Here is a 15,679-nt window from a genome sequence, read left to right as displayed (position 1 = left end):
TTTGTTTCGAAGCATTCGGGGAAAACTGGTGCTCATCTACCTGCTGTTGATTTTGTTTGCGATGCAGTTGATCGGCGTTTACTTTATCCGGTCAGTGAACTCGTATTTCCTTGGAAATTTTTCGACAACAATTGACTCGCAGGCCCGGTTTCTCTCCGCGCAGTTGCAGCGGTATATGGAAAAAGAGATCACGCCTGACACCGTCAAAGATATCGACAACTTGATCGGCTCCTTCGCGTCCGAATCGGAAATCTACGTATTGAACAAAAACGGGACGATTGTTTCCACGACAGCAGACAAGTCGTGCGTAGGCCAGAAGCGCCTCCGAACGGAGGTCACCCGGGCGCTGCTGGGGACCAAAGACGAAGTGATCCGCGAAGACGGGCCCACCGGACAGCGGTACACGTTTTTGGCTGTACCGATCAAAAACGATTTGGAAGTGATCGGCGCCGTCTATATGGTAGCGCCGATGACCAAGATTTATAAGACGATCAAAGAGATCAACATGATGTTTTATACGGGTCTTTTGATCGCGCTGGCCCTGACGGCGGTACTGGGCATCGCGCTTGCGCGGACAATTACGAATCCGATCGTGGAGATCACGAAGAAAGCGAAAGCGATGGCAAAGGGCGATTTCGATCAGGTCGTGCAGGTGAGAAGCGACGATGAGATCGGACAATTGGGCGAAGCGTTCAACTATCTGATCTGGCGTTTGCGGGGAGCCCTTTCGGAAAACGAAAAAGAAAGGGAAAAACTCCAGGCGATCCTCACCCATTTGAGTGACGGAGTCATCGCGGTGGATTCGTCCAACCGGATTTTGCTGATCAATCCGGCGGCCCGGCAACTGCTCGATTGCCAGGACAACCCGGTGGGGCAGCCGATCAACCAGCTGCTGATGATGGAAGAGGATTCGGAAAAGGCCTGTTCCCTGATTGCGGGACAGGAAATGCAGTTCAAGGGGCCGAAAGGGCGCACCCTGCAGGCTTATGCGTCCCCGATCCGGGAAGAACAAGGGCAGACCGGGATCGTGATTGTCATCCGCGACATTACGGAAGAGGAGCGGGAGGAGCAGGCCCGCCGCGATTTTGTGGCGAATGTTTCGCACGAGATACGGACCCCGCTCACCACGATCAAGAGTTATTTGGAAGCGTTGAACGACGGGGCCGCGGATGATCCGATCCTGCGCACCCGTTTCTTGCAGGTAATTCACAACGAGACAGAGCGGATGGTGCGGATGGTCGCGGAATTGCTCCAATTGTCGAGGCTTGATGCGGGGAAAATGCAGTGGTCGTTTAAAGCGGTCAACCTGATTGAGATTCTCGACGAAGTGGCGAACCGTTTTGCCGTCCAGTGCCGCCAGCAAGAGGTGTCGATGTTTGTGGAAGCCGCTGCCAGGCTGCCGATGGTCTATGCGGATCATGACAAGCTGGATCAGGTTTTGGACAATCTTGTCTCCAACGCGCTGAAACATACGCCTTCGCAGGGAATTATCCGGTTGGTGGCCGCCCCCAAACAGGACATGGTGGAAGTCAGGGTGATCGATTCCGGCACCGGCATTCCGCCACAAGATCTGCCGCGGATTTTTGAACGGTTTTACCGGGTGGACAAGGCCCGCTCCCGAAAATTGGGCGGAAGTGGCTTGGGATTGGCAATTGCCAAACAGATCATTGAAGCTCACGGCGGGCATATCCGGATCGACAGCGTCATAAACAAAGGCACCACGGTCACCTTTACGCTTCCGCTCGCCAAAGAAGGGGTGGCGTGATGGCCGAACGAATCGAAAAGGTAAAATCCGCCCTGTTAGGCTTACTGGTCCTGTTGTCCATCGTGCTTTCGGTGGGATTGTGGAACATCAACCCGGCGTTTGAACCGCTTGACTCGGGCGGCTTTGTCGCAAATCCCGCTTTCGGCTTTCGGAAAACGGTCGATCAGGTGTTGCTGCCCGTCCGGATTCACGCGCGTTTGGAAGACAAAAGTTACACCATGACCGACCCGTTTACGGATCTGTATGAAAAGGCTTGGGACGAACTTCGAAAACTCGCGGTACGCGAACTGGGGCCGATTGACAATCCGCAAGCGATCCGGCAAAAAATCGCCGGGGGTCCGTTCATCGAGTTTCAGTTTGGGGTCAGCCTCAATCAGGAGCAAGTGTTTCAACTTTTGAAAATGCTGGATCCCGCCCCATTCCAACTGAAAGTCACATCCATCACCGTCCATCGCGACACGGCGGGCAACCATTATGTGGTGCTTTCCAATTTCAATCAACCCGTTTTTCACGGAAAAATCGAGGGACAGTTCCGCTTGTTCGAACAACTGGACGAATGGGGTACGCTGCCCAAATATGCGGAACGGACCGGGAGCAAAGGTCGGTTTTTGATACCCGTCCAGAAGGTGAAGGTTCCCCTGGTGACTTGCGAAAAGATGTCGCTTCCGGCCGACTCGTTGGCTCGGACGTTTTTTGTGGATCCTGGCCTTATCCGGAGAATCCAGGAGCGGAAAGGTTCTTTGATTCTGACAGATGGCAGCCGGACGGTCCAAATTTCCTCAAAGGAAAAGGAAATCCATTACGCCAATGCGCTGCCTTATGACAGACAGACGCAAGCGGTCGGCAAAGACAGTTCGTTCCAAAGGGCGGTCGATTTTATCAATGAACACGGGGGCATGCAGGGGGCTTACCTCGGACGGTTGCAAAACGTTTGGGGGAAGGACATCCGGGAGTATCGTTTTAACGAATACCGGCATGGGCTTCCCGTACTGGGCAGACTCACCGGCATCCGGGTCGTGTTGAACGGCAACGAAGTGGTGGAGCTGGAAAGAAGCACGCAGTATTTGGGGGCGGAAGTGAAAGCGGAGACAGTTGAAGCCGCTCCTCTGCCGCCTTCCGTTACAGAAAATGCAGCGGATGTATATCTTGCATACGCACCCCAAGAGGCGGGGGAACGTGTCCGGCTGATTCCGGTTTGGGTCGTTGAGTATCCGCAAGCGCCAACCGTGATCTACGACGCGCAAACCGGCGACAAATGGGCAGACAGTGGAGAGTGAGCGGCATGGACTGGAGTCGGGCCAAAACGTACCTGATTTTAACGTTTCTGCTGTTGGATTTCGTGTTGGGGTATCAATATTGGCGGCTGCGCACCGAGCAGGCCGGCTATGTTCAGTCCTTTGCGGAGCAACTGGCGGAAGTCCGGCAGCTTCTGGTCTCGCAAAAATGGGAGCTGCGGACGGAAGTGCCGAAGATCACGCCTGAACTTGGGTTTCTGCAGGTTCGGTACCAATCGTTTTCGCCGGAGGAATGGGCCAAATGGATCGGAGAGGATGTGACACCGGTCGATAAAGGGCCGGGACAAGTAGCGGTTGACCTGTCGGACAAAAACGTCAGGGCCGACCTGGAGGATGTCAGTACAGCGGACAGAGTGCTGTCGCAAGTCAATCTCAAAATATGGCCGAAAAATCTGTACCGCTTTGACAGAATGCTGCCGGACGGCGAAGACTCGGGGATGATCCGGTATCTGCAGGTCTATCGTGAATACCCGATTTTTTCGGCGCCGCTGGAATTGATGGTGCAAGATGGCAAGGTGACGGGCTATCGCCTGACCGCATTGGACGTGGTAGGGGAAGGCGGAGGGAAAAAACAGGTGATTTCGGCGCTTCACGCGTTGCGTTCCTTGTCCGAGTCGATGGACAAATCGGAAAAGAGACCGGATAATAGGGTCATCCGGGAAATTCGGATCGGCTATTACAGCAAACCGTTCAACGCGGACGAATGGTACCTGACCCCGACATGGCGGATTACGACGGACCGGGAAGTCTATTATGTCAATGCGTTGACCGGCGAAGTGGAATTGGCGAGATGACAGGAAACGGGAGGACGTTGAATGCTGCGGTTCAGTGTGCTTGCAAGCGGAAGTTCGGGGAATGCGGTCTATGTGGAAACGGACAGTACCCGCATCCTGATCGACGCGGGAGTCGCTTGCAGGCAGATCGAAGCGGCGATGGCCGAGATTTCGGTGTCGTTGGAAGACTTGGACGCGATTCTTGTGACCCACGAACATTCCGATCACATCAAGGGGATCGGCATCGTCGCCCGCAAAGTGATCAGCGAACGGCGAAAAAAACAGTATGACCGGCTTGAAGTGCCGGTGTATGCGACGGAAGGGTCGTGGCACGACCTGCACGGCTTGATGAAAGACTATCCGGAAGATTGCAGGAAAATCGTTCGCGTAGGGGACAAGCTGGAATTCGAAGACCTGACGATCGAACCTTTCCCGTTGTCGCATGACGCGAGAGAGCCGGTCGGATATGTCTTTTACCATCGCGGCAGCAAGCTGACGCTGGCGACCGATCTCGGATACATGAGTTCGCGGGTGAAAGAAACGGTCGCCGACTCCGACGCCTATATTCTGGAGAGCAATCACGACGTCAATATGCTGCGCGTCGGTCCCTATCCGTGGCATTTGAAAAAGAGGATTCTCAGCGACAAGGGACACCTGTCGAACGAAGCGGCGGGCGAAGCGTTGGTGGACATCATGACGGAACGGACGCAGGATGTTTTGCTTGCCCATCTCTCGCAGGAGAACAACTATCCGGATCTGGCGGAATTAACGGTGCAAGGAATTCTCGACGCAGCCAGCAAAAAAGTGCAACTGCACCGTACATACCCGGACAAACCGACCCCGCTGTTTGCGATCAGCCCCCGATAGGACACGAGGATACCGATTGCAGCGGTTTGCGGCAAATTGTCATGACCAATATTTTTCAGTGTTGGGCGGAAGTCAGCCGCTCAAGGATTTCTTGTTCCAGCTCGGAATCGAGGATCCGGGCTTTCGTTACGACATCGTGACGGCTGATGACCCCTTTTTCCACCAGCAATTCAATTAGCACCGTCAAAATTAACGTGTTTTTGTAATCGACTTCCTTTAAATCGGCCAACTGTGCAATCAAGTCGACCTCGGCGGTGAGGTGGCTTTTTTTCATGGAATTCACTCCCCTGGCGGGCTGTTTTACTATTCAGTATGGCCGATTCCGGGATTTCGAAACGCAAACTGGAAAATTTCAGATTAAGTCTGAACACTTTATGGAAATACTACATGAAATGTTGAGAAAAAAGCGGACGGATTTGTATAATGAAATTATTCCGTGACAAATTTGTGGCATTCATGCCCGAAGGAGGAGTTCTTATGGGATTCTATGACGAATTCGACACCAGACCCGGTCGGAGTTCCTCTGGGAAATGGCTGGCATCTGTCGTGATAGCGGCTTTGGTCGGTTCCGGCACCACGTTGCTGATGGTACCGACCATGTTGAAATCGAATATAATCAAGCTGCCGGAAGCGAGCCAAACGATCGCGACAAAAGGTGGCGGCATCGTACAAAACGTCACGGTCAACACCGATTCCGCCATTGTGCAAGCGGTCAACCGCGTCAAACCGGCTGTGGTGACAGTCGTCAACCTGCAAAAAGTCGGCGGATTCTTCTCCCGCGGCGTCGAGCAGGAAGCGGGCAAAGGCTCCGGCGTCCTGATCGACAAACAAGGTCATATCGTCACCAACAATCACGTGGTGGAAGGCGCTTCCGACGTGGAGATCGTCATCAACGACGAGCATATCAAGGCGAAAGTGCTGGGAACGGACGAATATACCGACTTGGCCGTCATTCAGGTTCCGGCCGAGAAAGTGAAAAATATCCAGCCGGTGGAATTCGGCAGTTCGGAAGCGCTCCAGACCGGGGAACCGGCGATCGCCATCGGCAACCCGCTGGGCGAGTTTGAACAAACCGTTACGGTCGGTGTCATCTCGGCCAAAAAGCGGATGATTCCGATTCAGGACCGGAGAAACGGACGGGTGATCTACGAACAGGCGGTTTTGCAGACCGATGCGGCGATTAACCCGGGAAACTCGGGCGGCGCACTGGTCAACATCCAAGGGCAGTTGATCGGGATCAACTCCGCGAAGATCGCCTCCCAGGGGGTCGAGGGGCTCGGATTTGCCATCCCGAGCGATGAAGTCAGACCGATTGTCGATCAATTGATCACCAACCGGAAAGTGATTCGGCCCGGCCTTGGCGTTTCGATCAGTTGGGACGTAAAGGACATTCCGGAAAATTACCGCGCGGGCCTGCCGATCAACTACGGCGTCGTGGTAAGCGACGTATTGCCCGGAGGGCCGGCTGACAAAGCGGGTATCAAACAAGGCGACGTACTCGCCAAAATCGACAACGTCGAAATCAAAACGTTTCTCGATATGCGCAAGTACCTGTTCAGCAAGAAACCGGGGGACACGGTGCAGGTCACATACTACAGGGACAACCAGGAGAAGACCGCATCCGTGACTTTGACCGAATTGAATCGCTAGGGATGATGAAAGGATTGCCGTTGAGCGCGGCAATCTTTTTTCATGATATAATACAGCAAGCATGGAGGTGCGCCGGATGATCACAGCCTGTGAGGAGCATGTCGAAATGGCCATCGACGAGTTTGTACATACATACGAGGAACCGCCCGAACTGCGGCTGATCGGGGAAACGACCGTGTTTGAGGAACCGCGTTCGAAGTGCCAATTTTGCGGAGAACGGGCCAAATACCTTGTCACCCGAGGCGAACCATGAACATCACCGTTGTCGCAGTGGGAAAAGTCAAAGAGACTTACTGGCTTCAGGCCATCGCGGAATATGAAAAACGGCTTCGCGCGTATGCCAAAGTCAAGCTTGTGGAAGTGGCCGACGCCCCTGTCCCCGACAACGCGTCGGAAGCGCAAGCAGAAGCGATCAAGGCAAAAGAAGCGTCCCGCATCCTGGCGCAACTCAAAGAGCGCGATTATGTCGTCGCGCTTGCGATTGAAGGGCAAACCTTCTCGTCGGAGGCTTGGGCGGAGTATCTGGATCGCATGGCGGGTCAGGGGTACAGTTCCTTTGTTTTCGTCATCGGCGGGTCCCTGGGGCTGCACCGTTCCGTCCTGGACCGCGCCAACCTGAAGCTGTCGTTTTCGAAATTTACCTTCCCGCACCAGATGATGCGGGTCATCCTCCTGGAACAGCTGTACCGGGCTTTTCGGATTCAGCGGGGGGAACCGTACCACAAGTGATGGTAAACAGGATTAGGCAGGAGATTGTGTTAGACAGTTACTGCATAAGCAAGCTAACACAAAATGGTTTCGGTTCTACGGTTAAAAAGAAAATAAACAGTCGTATTTTTCAGCAGGGAAGAGGAAAGTAAAGCAATTGGAAAATAAAAACCACGATTCAATGACCGTGGTTGAATACATCTATGATAATGTAGGTCTGGGTAAATGAAGCACACTTTGCAAGGTAGATGCATGTTTACTTAAAAGTGTATCTAAATCTATGCTAATTTGGTGAGATGCACCAAGTCCTGGGGCAGCAGGGTGAGGAACGTTTATGATACCAATGTTTCTACTGTGTAGCTTACCTATATACATACGAACATACTTTGTTTCATCGATCAATGAAGGATTTTCATCTAGTACATTTTTGTTTAGATAATAAATGTTATCACCTGTTCCTAATATAATTAGAATTTTAGGGGCCAGTATTCTTAATTCTTCCTTAAGAATAAAATGACAGTTCTCCCACATAGCTTGTGAGGGCTGACTTCGATCTCCAGTGGGAGAACACTTCACATGGTTGGTAAAAGCAATCCAATCATAGGCATCAATATGAGATAAATCCGGAAAGGTCAGTAGGTCATCGTCGTTTACAAATTTTAAGATTGTCTGAGAAGCATATAGTCCGATTCGATGCCACAATACAGTGCCTGCATAACTAGGATTGTTGAAATTAACCTTTATTTTTCCACTCGCCATTTCTTCCTTGGCTTGGGGTATTAATACTCGAAAAAAATCGAGACCACCAGCTTCGTACGGGTTAATTCCGATTACGGCAATACGAAAAGTATTATAATTTGCTCCAATCCAAGGAAGGGAAACATGAGACCAGTGTATGTTGTCTTGATCTAGCGGTTTTCTATGTTCATTGCCCTGCCAACAATCTTGATGATGACCACAGGTCTCACAAAGGGGGAAAGCAGTATTATCTGAAACAACCCCAAGTTTATTATATATGTGCATTAAGTGATGCGGGATGTTTACGGTTAGTTCCCATTCAGCTATATCAATGTCCCATCTTAATAAGTTATCTCGCCCTTCAATATGATTCACGGAATAGTCCGTACTTATGGTATCTAATGGGTAGTCAGAAAATCTCCATCCTTTTGTTTCCATCCATTTATGGAATCTAGAAATATCATTCTCTTGAATTAACTTTGGACTAGATAGTGTAGAGTTTATAGTTCCAAGTACCCAGTACATTTTGTTCCACCTCTATCATTTATCATTCTCTTATGATTATACTGGGAATTTGGTTTCAGCAACAAAGAATTATTGCTAGAATTGAATTCGTTGAGGTCGTCCAAAACTTGGGAACGTAAATTAGAGGACACAGAGAAAGAAGCAAGAATATTGCAAGGATTACACGACTAAAGTAGAAACCGGGAATAAAAAATCCCCAAGAGAGGTGCTAAATTGCTCCTTTGGGGATTTTATTATTGGGGAAAAGTTCGGAATATTTCAGACAAAATGTTTTTTGCCATTGTAACTTGTCTCTCCTCACGACTACTTAGCAACAACACGATCTCGTTTATGATTGATTGTTTTTCCTCGCTTAACTCTTGCTCAAAGTTAAAGAGGTCGTGAATGTTAACTTCAAGTGCTTTCGCAATCTTCGCTAAGTTAACCAGTGATATATTGCGTTCACCGCGCTCTAACCCACCTATATATGTGAAATGAAAGCCGGACATTTTGTTACCGCTCATCCGCCGTCAAATAGCGTGAGCGGTAACAAGAGATAATCCGACAAGCAAGACACAAACATGGCAATTAGCATAGGGGCACAAGGCGTTTAGCTTTGTCTGCTCCTTTTTTGTTTAGCTTTTGACGGTGAGAACGTATAACCTTGTTGTAGAATCTCACAGAATGCGAGAAAACGGGAAATCTCGGGAATAGACAGGAAAACGCGGGAAAACGTAATAGGGACAAGGGATTCAACGAGCTGGAAACTGGAGGGGTGGTTCTCACGATTCTGAGAAATCTTGAGATTCTACCTCTCTTTTTACACCTGTAACACAGACCCCTGTTACACCTGTTACCAGCCGTTAGCGAACCGTTAGCAGTCGCGGAAAATGCAGTAATATCAAGCGTTACGTGAACTGCTTTGCATGAGTAAAGTGGCGGTTTTTCACCGTCCGAAGTTATGGGTCTTAACACTCGAATGCGGAACTAGAATGCGGAACCAAATTACCTATGCGGAACTTGCTATAAAACCGCGTCACTACTGCGTTTTTGGTAGATCAGAGCGAAAAAACAGCGAGCAAGCTGGAAATTCATACTTATACATAAATATGAATAAATATACTAATCTGAATCACTCGATTGTATACCCTTGGAATACTAAATGCTGGACAGACTCGTTTATCCGTGAAAAGTTTTGTTCATCACTCCTACTGCTTCTTTCATTTTTATTCCGAACTGACTAATGCATTGTAAGACTGATCGGACCCCATTTTCTACTTCCTCATTTGTTAAATTATCCAAAGAGTAATCCATTAGAGCAAACTCTCGTCTGATCTTTTGAACTACACTTGCTTTTCTGCTTCTATGACGCAACTTCACTCCTGGCACCTCCTAAACGATAAAGGAATTCATCTGTCCAAAGCGAATAAAACGGACAGAGGTGATCATTTTGGACGACCGTGAGAAACGAGATGCTATAAAGATAGCATACCAAATTGCGACCTTATCTAAAATCCCTACCGATTTACTTAACGAGTTGATGGAAATCGAGTTTTTACGGGTGCTGGAAGTGCTTCTGATTCTGCGTCAGAGTTCGACTCGTGTAAAGGCACCAGCGAATTTTATTCGGAGTGCTCTTCGTAACGGTTGGAAGCCAGTCGCGGCCTCCGAGAAGCGGATCGGTGACGCGAAACCAGAAAAAGGCGTTACAGAAGAGAGATACGACTCATTCTACCGGCTGATGGAAGGATAAAAAATCTCATAGTTGTTTCACGATGACGATCTCTCCGTCATTGATATTTGCATTCACCATACTATCCCCCTTGACCCGCAGCGCAAAGAAGTTACCGGGGCCAGGCAGGTACTCAGCCGGAATGTCGATGATATCCTCTAAATTTTCGATGGCAGTAATCGGCAAACCTGCGGCTACTTGCCCCAGGAGGGGAATACTGACAAAATAATGGTTAGGCAGATTCTTTTCTCATTTTGGCCCCTTGCAAGCGGGGCATTTTTTATTGTCGTTTTTTTGGTGAGTATTGATATATAAATCTATCATTGAGACATAAAAATTAAGCTGTTTCATTTATCGCGGCGGCCTCTTCTCTTTCGTTTCCATTCATCGATCTGGACGACATTTCTGTCTTCTGTCGTGCTGCACTTTCATTTTTTGCCGCTAGTAATAATCCGTCAATCATGCCTTCAATTTTACCCTGATCTTTTTCGCTCAACTGATAAAACTTCGCAAGCAATTCAACATCATTCGGAGTCAATTGCATATGAAAACGATGTAAATTAACATCACCCCTCCTCTCTTTTCCTGTTAACAACCAATCGATCGAAACATCAAAATACTCTGCTATCGCTATAACAATATCGATGCCTGGCTTTCGTTCATTTTTTTCATACCTACTTAGATTGTCAAATTTCAAGATTTCCATAAGCTGCCGCTGGCTCATTTTCCTCGATTCTCTTAAAAAAGCAATTCTTTCGCCAAGAGTTTCCACTTATATCACCCTCCAATTATTAAGTCATATGACATCGAAAACGAAATATTTGATGTCAATATGACCTTATTTTCGTTGACATGATGTCAATTGACATCTATAATTGAATCGGATAGAAAACTACATCACAAAGCGATTCTATCACACCAGGTAGTGCACAAACAGTCGAACCTTGACAACCGAATAAAAAATCCAACGAAAGCAATGTCTCAAACGAAAGGAGTGAGACAAAATGATCAACGTGCTGCGAGAACAACGCATGGTTGGCGACCATCACCAGCTCGATCTTTTTATCGAGTACGAAGGAAGTACGATCCGCCCGTTCTTCACTACCTTCCAGGACGCGCGAAGTCGCGTGATCACCGGTTGGTACTTGAGTCCGATGAACAACTCCGAGCGCGAAGATCGCCGCAACACGCTACGCTTCCCGGAATCGAAAGGAGTGAGACAAAATGTGCAAAGCGCTGCAAGAACAGCGTGAAGCGTCGGCAGCCATTGCCCGCGAGATTCTCGGCGACTTCAAGCTGGACGTGACGGACGGCGACTTTGCCGTTTCCTTCGCGCAGCAAGAGGCGCTGGAATCCTATGTGGACCTGCTTGAAAAACAAGAGCAGGAACTGATTGCCGAGCTTCATCGAACGGTGCTCCGTCTGAGCGCCAAGATCGCGGCAACGCGTAACCTGCGCTACATGGCCGCTCGCGAAGCCTGTATACAAATCGGCCTGCGGATGGCTGAAGACACCACTCGCGAAGCCTGTATACAAATCGGCCTGCGGATGGCTGAAGACACCACAGAAAGGGGTGAGCGCCAACATGAGGAAGCGTCAACTGACACCGTTCGGCGTACTTGTGAAGAAGCGCCTCGTCGAAATCGGCAAAACACAGGTGCAACTAGCTGAGGAAATCGGGAGCAGCCCCAAATACCTTTACCTGATACTTTACGGAGAACGTTCCGGAAAAACCTATATTCCCAAAATCGCAAGGTCATTGGGGATCGATCTCAGCACCATTCAACATACAGCGTAAAGAGAAAGGAGGGGGGCGATGGAGAGGTGGCTTTCGACCAAAGAGGTATCATCGTTGTTAAACATCACCGAACGTGCGGTCCGAAAGAAAATTGCCTATGGCGATTTCCGTTACCGCGAAGTTGATTGCAAGACGGGAGGGACCAGAGGGAAGCAATACCAAATCTCTTTATCCTCCCTCCCGGAAGATGCCCAAGTCCAGTATTTGCTCCAAACAACAAAAGTGAATAAGCCTGCCAGTCAAAATGATTTGCCCCAAAACGGCGGAAAGCTGGTGGTCAACCTCGCCGTTCTGGAAGAGATCGGCGGCAAGGAAGCGATCCAGGAGTTCACGGATCGGGTGAACCTCGTCCGGCAGGCTATCGATATCCGGTCACAGCGCGACAACGTGGTCGATCAACTGAAAGAGCTATGCCGGAAAGCTGATATTAAGCTCCCGACGCTATACAGATGGATCGACTCTTATGAAAAGGAAGGTGAGGTGGCCCTATTGAGCAAGCCCATCCGTAAGAAGATGGAAGCGGACGCCGCCATAAAACTCCGCTATGGGACCAGGGGATTCGGTTCGGCCGCTCTCGACTATATGACCGCACTCTTCTTGGACCCGCGAAAGCCCAAAAAGAGATACGTGTACAACCAGACGGTTGAGGAGGCCAAGCGCCGGATCGCGGAGGCGGCTGACGAGGAAGAAGCAGCGCGACTGCAGGAACTCTGGCAGGTCGGAAGTTATCAAACGGCCTGTCGGTACTTCAATGAACTACCCAGGACGATTATCGCCTACGGTCAGGAAGGCGTGGAGAAATGGCGCAACCATTACATGCCCAAAACACTGTTGGACTACAGCGGACTCTTGGTCAATCAGTATCATGTCGGCGACCATCACCAGATCAATCTTTTCGTCGAGTACGAAGGAAGGGCGATCCGCCCGTTCTTCACTACCTTCGAGGACGTGCGAAGTCGCGTGATCGCCGGTTGGTGCTTGAGTCCGATGAACAACTCCAAAGCGATCGGTCTGGCGCTCCGCCACGCCGCATTGCGGAAGCCAAACAGTCCGGTGTACGGGTTGCCTGTCGAGGTGTACATAGACAACGGGAAAGACTACCAGAGCAAACACTTGGCGGGCGGTCTGAAACACGCCTGGAAATTTGATTATTCCGACGAGGTCAAAGGTGTTTTTGCCAACCTGGGCATCGAGCCACGCTATTGTACGGCCCGGACTCCCTGGGCGAAAGGGATCATGGAGCGGTTTTTCAAGACCTTCACAACGCAGTTCATCATGCACCTGCCGGGTTTTTGCGGCAGCAACAACAAGGACCGCCCGGATGGGTTCGACGAGAAAAAGCTGCTGAAGCAAGGCAAGTTGCTGACGCTGGAGGAGCTGGCGCAACTCATCGAAGAGTACCTCGATAAGTACCACAACACGGTCCACAGCGAGCTGAAGGATACACCGCTCAACGTGTACCAGCAAACGCCAAAGGCTCGCGAAGGTGTGCCGAACGCACGGGCGTTCGATATCCTGCTCATGCGTGCGCAGAAGCGCAAGGTCTACACGGTCGGCGTTCGGTTCGGCGGACGATACTACGCGCACCCGGCGCTGGACTACTACGTGGGCGAAGATGTCATCGTCCGGTACGATCCGAGACACCTGGACGAAATCATGATCTTCCGTGGGACAAGCTACCTCTGCACCGCGCAGCAGAACTACACAGAGTTTGGCAACCAGGAGTCGCTGGAATTGCACATGCAGCGCCAGAAACGCTCCACCCGCGCCATCAAGGAAGCGGTCAACGGGTTCAAGGAGCGAGCCAAACGCCATTACACCGGCAGCGTAGACGAAAACGGAAAGGTGAATATGATCACCGGGTTCGAGCAGGCGGCACGCGAGATCGCAGCCGATCAGCGGGAAAAGACGGAAGTGCCGCCGGAAAAACAACTGTCCATACGCGAGCAGTGGCTTGAAAAACAAGGCAAAAAAGCCCTCGGGATGGCCTAGATAGAAAGGAGAAAAGAATCATGCCGAATGAAATTACGTGCATCAATCATGATGAACTGGTAGCGGAACTGAAACAATCCATTCTCCGCTTGAAAGAGAAATACACGGTCAACGAGATGGCAAACACTATGGGGCTCAGCCGCAGCGCTCTCTCACGGTTCATCAACGAGCCGGACTATACCAGCAAAGAAATAGAACAGCGAGTCAAAAGCTTCTTGAATCAAGAGTTTCATAGGGAATACCCGAACGCGACCATCGTTACCTACAAATCCTCTATCGCTGAGATGGGTTTCGTACCCACGCAAAACGCGATCCAGGCGTCAGCCGTTTTAGCCGGTTGCATGGAGTACCGCGACCTGGGCGTCATCATCGGTCCAGCGGGATCGGGCAAAACGCGGTCTGTCCAAGAGTTTATGAAGCAGCACCCGCAGGCGGTCATCCGGATCGAGGGTGACGACATGATGAGTACGCGGGACCTAATCGAAGAGATCGGCAACGAGTTGGGAATCGGCGAGGAAGTCCGCTACGGAACCGTTCGCGACCGCATGAGAAAGATCGTTCGCCGTCTCCAACAAGACCCGGTGATGATCGTCGTCGATGAGGCGGACAGGCTGGTCAACTACTCCGTCAAGAAGCTGGAGATGCTGCGCACCATCCACGACCAGGCAAAGGTCGGAATCGTACTGGTCGGGTTGCCGAAGCTGGGAACGTATCTCCAGCGTGGGCCAAGTATGCGGGAAAACCTCTCGCAGCTCTACTCTCGCGTCGGGTTCATCGTCAACTTGGGCGGACTCCGGCGTGAGGAGGTCATGGAGATGCTCGCTGGATACAACATTGAAAGTAACGCGAGAGAGGAACTGATACGCATCGCACTTGACAAGGAACGTGGCGGATGCAGGGCACTGGTAAAGGCACTGCGCCGCAGCCTCGATCTCACTGAGGGGCAGCCGATCACGTTGGAAGTGGTTCTCGAAGCGAAACGCATGCTTCTTCTGGAGCGAACACGGCACTAGACATTAGGTTAAGCCGAAACGCCCCCGTCCGGGGCGTCGCGGGGACGTGACCTCCCCCGCCTGATGAGGCAGGTCGGAAAGGAGTAAATTCTATGATCAAAATTATTGTTCAAGATGAATCCGGTTCCCAAGAGATTGAGGTACAACAGTTTGTCCTGATCTGCTCAACCGACGACGACATCCCTTCCAGTCCTAATTATTTACTTGCTTCGTGTTCACCTATTTTCGCCACCCGTTCAAAATCAATCGACGTTGTACGTAGCATGATAGCGGGCGGAATCATGTATGAAAGCTAAAACCAGCTGTGTCACGATTCGAAAATTGCCCGAGGAAGAAAAAAGTAAGTTTCGCGAGATGCCTTCACTCCCTCCTACAGGATCGGATGGGCACTGCCTGAAACCACCATTACAACGGAAATCGAAAAAGCCGAAACGCCCCCGTCCGGGGCGTCGCGGGGTGAATGGCCTCCCCCGCCTGAAGATGGCAGGCCGGAAAGGCGGGTGATCGTATGGGAACACCGGTACCGAGAAGAGATGAACCGGTCGCCTTGAAAAGTGAATGCGTGACATATCGGATGGCTCCAGAAGAGATCGAATATATGCTGTTGCAGAAATATCCCAACCTGAAACCACGTCATTCACGTCCTAAACTCGTTGATTCTGAAGCGAGTTCTAGCAAGAACCGCCAACGGAAAAAAGCCGAAGATTCGATGTCTCTATTTTCCGATGTTCTGAGCCATAGCGACATTTTTATCGACCACAATGGAAATCCGCATCTGATCTTCCGTTCTTGAAGCTTCTTCTCCTCTTTTCAAATATACGGGTGCCCGGTTTCGGGTGCCCCC

At 50.6% G+C, this 15,679-nt stretch carries 20 protein-coding genes and 2 other RNA genes; 17 read left to right on the top strand and 5 right to left on the bottom strand.

Annotated features, from left to right (window positions below; all coding sequences use genetic code 11):
• Nucleotide 1: 1 nt before the first annotated feature.
• From AC4ED1_RS10895 to AC4ED1_RS10880, 4 genes are read left to right on the top strand one after another with little or no spacing between them, the layout of a single operon-like run.
• Complete coding sequence (locus AC4ED1_RS10895) at nucleotides 2–1,765, top strand: ATP-binding protein (RefSeq protein WP_490938480.1); 1,764 nt, start codon at nucleotides 2–4, stop codon at nucleotides 1,763–1,765.
• Complete coding sequence (yycH, locus tag AC4ED1_RS10890; protein ID WP_490938478.1) at nucleotides 1,765–3,042, top strand: two-component system activity regulator YycH; 1,278 nt, start codon at nucleotides 1,765–1,767, stop codon at nucleotides 3,040–3,042. Before AC4ED1_RS10895 ends, yycH begins: the two co-directional genes overlap by 1 nt.
• Before the next feature lie 5 nt (nucleotides 3,043–3,047).
• Nucleotides 3,048–3,854: a two-component system regulatory protein YycI gene (gene yycI, locus AC4ED1_RS10885; RefSeq protein ID WP_490938476.1), complete on the top strand. Its 807-nt coding sequence runs from the start codon at nucleotides 3,048–3,050 to the stop codon at nucleotides 3,852–3,854.
• Between the two features lie 21 nt (nucleotides 3,855–3,875).
• Nucleotides 3,876–4,700, top strand: coding sequence for an MBL fold metallo-hydrolase (locus tag AC4ED1_RS10880; RefSeq protein WP_490938474.1), 825 nt, complete (start codon nucleotides 3,876–3,878; stop codon nucleotides 4,698–4,700).
• A gap of 55 nt (nucleotides 4,701–4,755) precedes the next feature.
• Here the strand turns inward: AC4ED1_RS10880 and AC4ED1_RS10875 are convergent, their stop codons facing one another.
• Entirely contained in the window at nucleotides 4,756–4,974 is a 219-nt protein-coding gene (locus AC4ED1_RS10875) for a hypothetical protein (protein WP_490938472.1), read from the bottom strand.
• 203 nt (nucleotides 4,975–5,177) lie between these two features.
• On the opposite strand from AC4ED1_RS10875, the gene AC4ED1_RS10870 reads away from it, so the two are divergent.
• The 3 genes from AC4ED1_RS10870 (at nucleotide 5,178) to rlmH (ending at nucleotide 7,079) form a co-directional block, all read left to right on the top strand.
• On the top strand, nucleotides 5,178–6,350 hold the full coding sequence (locus AC4ED1_RS10870) for a S1C family serine protease (RefSeq protein ID WP_490938470.1): 1,173 nt from the start codon (nucleotides 5,178–5,180) through the stop codon (nucleotides 6,348–6,350).
• 76 nt (nucleotides 6,351–6,426) lie between these two features.
• A complete protein-coding gene (locus AC4ED1_RS10865; RefSeq protein WP_490938468.1) occupies nucleotides 6,427–6,603 on the top strand; it encodes a CxxH/CxxC protein in 177 nt (58 codons plus the stop codon).
• Entirely contained in the window at nucleotides 6,600–7,079 is a 480-nt protein-coding gene (rlmH, locus tag AC4ED1_RS10860) for a 23S rRNA (pseudouridine(1915)-N(3))-methyltransferase RlmH (protein WP_490938466.1), read from the top strand. Before AC4ED1_RS10865 ends, rlmH begins: the two co-directional genes overlap by 4 nt.
• Nucleotides 7,080–7,259: 180 nt before the next feature.
• On the opposite strand, the gene AC4ED1_RS10855 is transcribed toward rlmH, so the two are convergent.
• Together AC4ED1_RS10855 and AC4ED1_RS10850 are read right to left on the bottom strand one after the other, a co-directional pair.
• Entirely contained in the window at nucleotides 7,260–8,321 is a 1,062-nt protein-coding gene (locus AC4ED1_RS10855) for a uracil-DNA glycosylase family protein (protein ID WP_490938464.1), read from the bottom strand.
• Nucleotides 8,322–8,554: 233 nt separating this feature from the next.
• Entirely contained in the window at nucleotides 8,555–8,809 is a 255-nt protein-coding gene (locus tag AC4ED1_RS10850; protein WP_490938462.1) for a helix-turn-helix domain-containing protein, read from the bottom strand.
• A gap of 941 nt (nucleotides 8,810–9,750) precedes the next feature.
• Here AC4ED1_RS10850 and AC4ED1_RS10845 point away from each other — a divergent pair.
• Complete coding sequence (locus AC4ED1_RS10845; RefSeq protein WP_490938460.1) at nucleotides 9,751–10,053, top strand: hypothetical protein; 303 nt, start codon at nucleotides 9,751–9,753, stop codon at nucleotides 10,051–10,053.
• Nucleotides 10,054–10,059: 6 nt separating this feature from the next.
• Here the strand turns inward: AC4ED1_RS10845 and AC4ED1_RS10840 are convergent, their stop codons facing one another.
• Nucleotides 10,060–10,239 (bottom strand): LexA family protein, encoded by a 180-nt coding sequence (locus AC4ED1_RS10840; protein WP_490938599.1) that lies wholly within the window; start codon nucleotides 10,237–10,239, stop codon nucleotides 10,060–10,062.
• A 130-nt stretch (nucleotides 10,240–10,369) separates the two neighbouring features.
• Nucleotides 10,370–10,804: a helix-turn-helix domain-containing protein gene (locus tag AC4ED1_RS10835; protein WP_490938458.1), complete on the bottom strand. Its 435-nt coding sequence runs from the start codon at nucleotides 10,802–10,804 to the stop codon at nucleotides 10,370–10,372.
• 232 nt (nucleotides 10,805–11,036) lie between these two features.
• Here AC4ED1_RS10835 and AC4ED1_RS10830 point away from each other — a divergent pair, with 232 nt between their 5' ends.
• From AC4ED1_RS10830 to AC4ED1_RS10790, 9 genes are all read left to right on the top strand, one after another.
• Nucleotides 11,037–11,285 carry a hypothetical protein gene (locus tag AC4ED1_RS10830; RefSeq protein WP_490938456.1) on the top strand — a complete coding sequence of 83 codons (249 nt, stop codon included), beginning with the start codon at nucleotides 11,037–11,039 and terminating at the stop codon, nucleotides 11,283–11,285.
• Nucleotides 11,257–11,703: a hypothetical protein gene (locus tag AC4ED1_RS10825; RefSeq protein ID WP_490938454.1), complete on the top strand. Its 447-nt coding sequence runs from the start codon at nucleotides 11,257–11,259 to the stop codon at nucleotides 11,701–11,703. The genes AC4ED1_RS10830 and AC4ED1_RS10825 overlap by 29 nt, the downstream gene beginning before the upstream one ends.
• A complete protein-coding gene (locus tag AC4ED1_RS10820) occupies nucleotides 11,618–11,830 on the top strand; it encodes a helix-turn-helix domain-containing protein (protein ID WP_490938452.1) in 213 nt (70 codons plus the stop codon). The genes AC4ED1_RS10825 and AC4ED1_RS10820 overlap by 86 nt, the downstream gene beginning before the upstream one ends.
• Nucleotides 11,831–11,848: 18 nt before the next feature.
• A complete protein-coding gene (locus tag AC4ED1_RS10815; protein WP_490938450.1) occupies nucleotides 11,849–13,822 on the top strand; it encodes a TnsB C-terminal domain-containing protein in 1,974 nt (657 codons plus the stop codon).
• A 20-nt stretch (nucleotides 13,823–13,842) separates the two neighbouring features.
• Nucleotides 13,843–14,835, top strand: coding sequence for an AAA family ATPase (locus AC4ED1_RS10810; protein ID WP_490938448.1), 993 nt, complete (start codon nucleotides 13,843–13,845; stop codon nucleotides 14,833–14,835).
• A gap of 11 nt (nucleotides 14,836–14,846) precedes the next feature.
• An RNA gene (locus AC4ED1_RS10805) (hammerhead ribozyme type II) lies at nucleotides 14,847–14,913 on the top strand.
• 14 nt (nucleotides 14,914–14,927) lie between these two features.
• The gene (locus AC4ED1_RS10800) at nucleotides 14,928–15,131 is read left to right on the top strand and encodes a hypothetical protein (protein ID WP_490938446.1); all 204 of its coding nucleotides are present in this window, start codon (nucleotides 14,928–14,930) and stop codon (nucleotides 15,129–15,131) included.
• Between the two features lie 128 nt (nucleotides 15,132–15,259).
• Nucleotides 15,260–15,328: hammerhead ribozyme type II (locus tag AC4ED1_RS10795), an RNA gene on the top strand.
• Between the two features lie 15 nt (nucleotides 15,329–15,343).
• Nucleotides 15,344–15,628 (top strand): hypothetical protein, encoded by a 285-nt coding sequence (locus AC4ED1_RS10790; protein WP_490938444.1) that lies wholly within the window; start codon nucleotides 15,344–15,346, stop codon nucleotides 15,626–15,628.
• Nucleotides 15,629–15,679: the final 51 nt, after the last annotated feature.

The sequence above is a fragment of the Effusibacillus sp. SKA8 genome (assembly GCF_058273125.1).
This window is presented reverse-complemented; position numbering and strand designations above follow the sequence as displayed.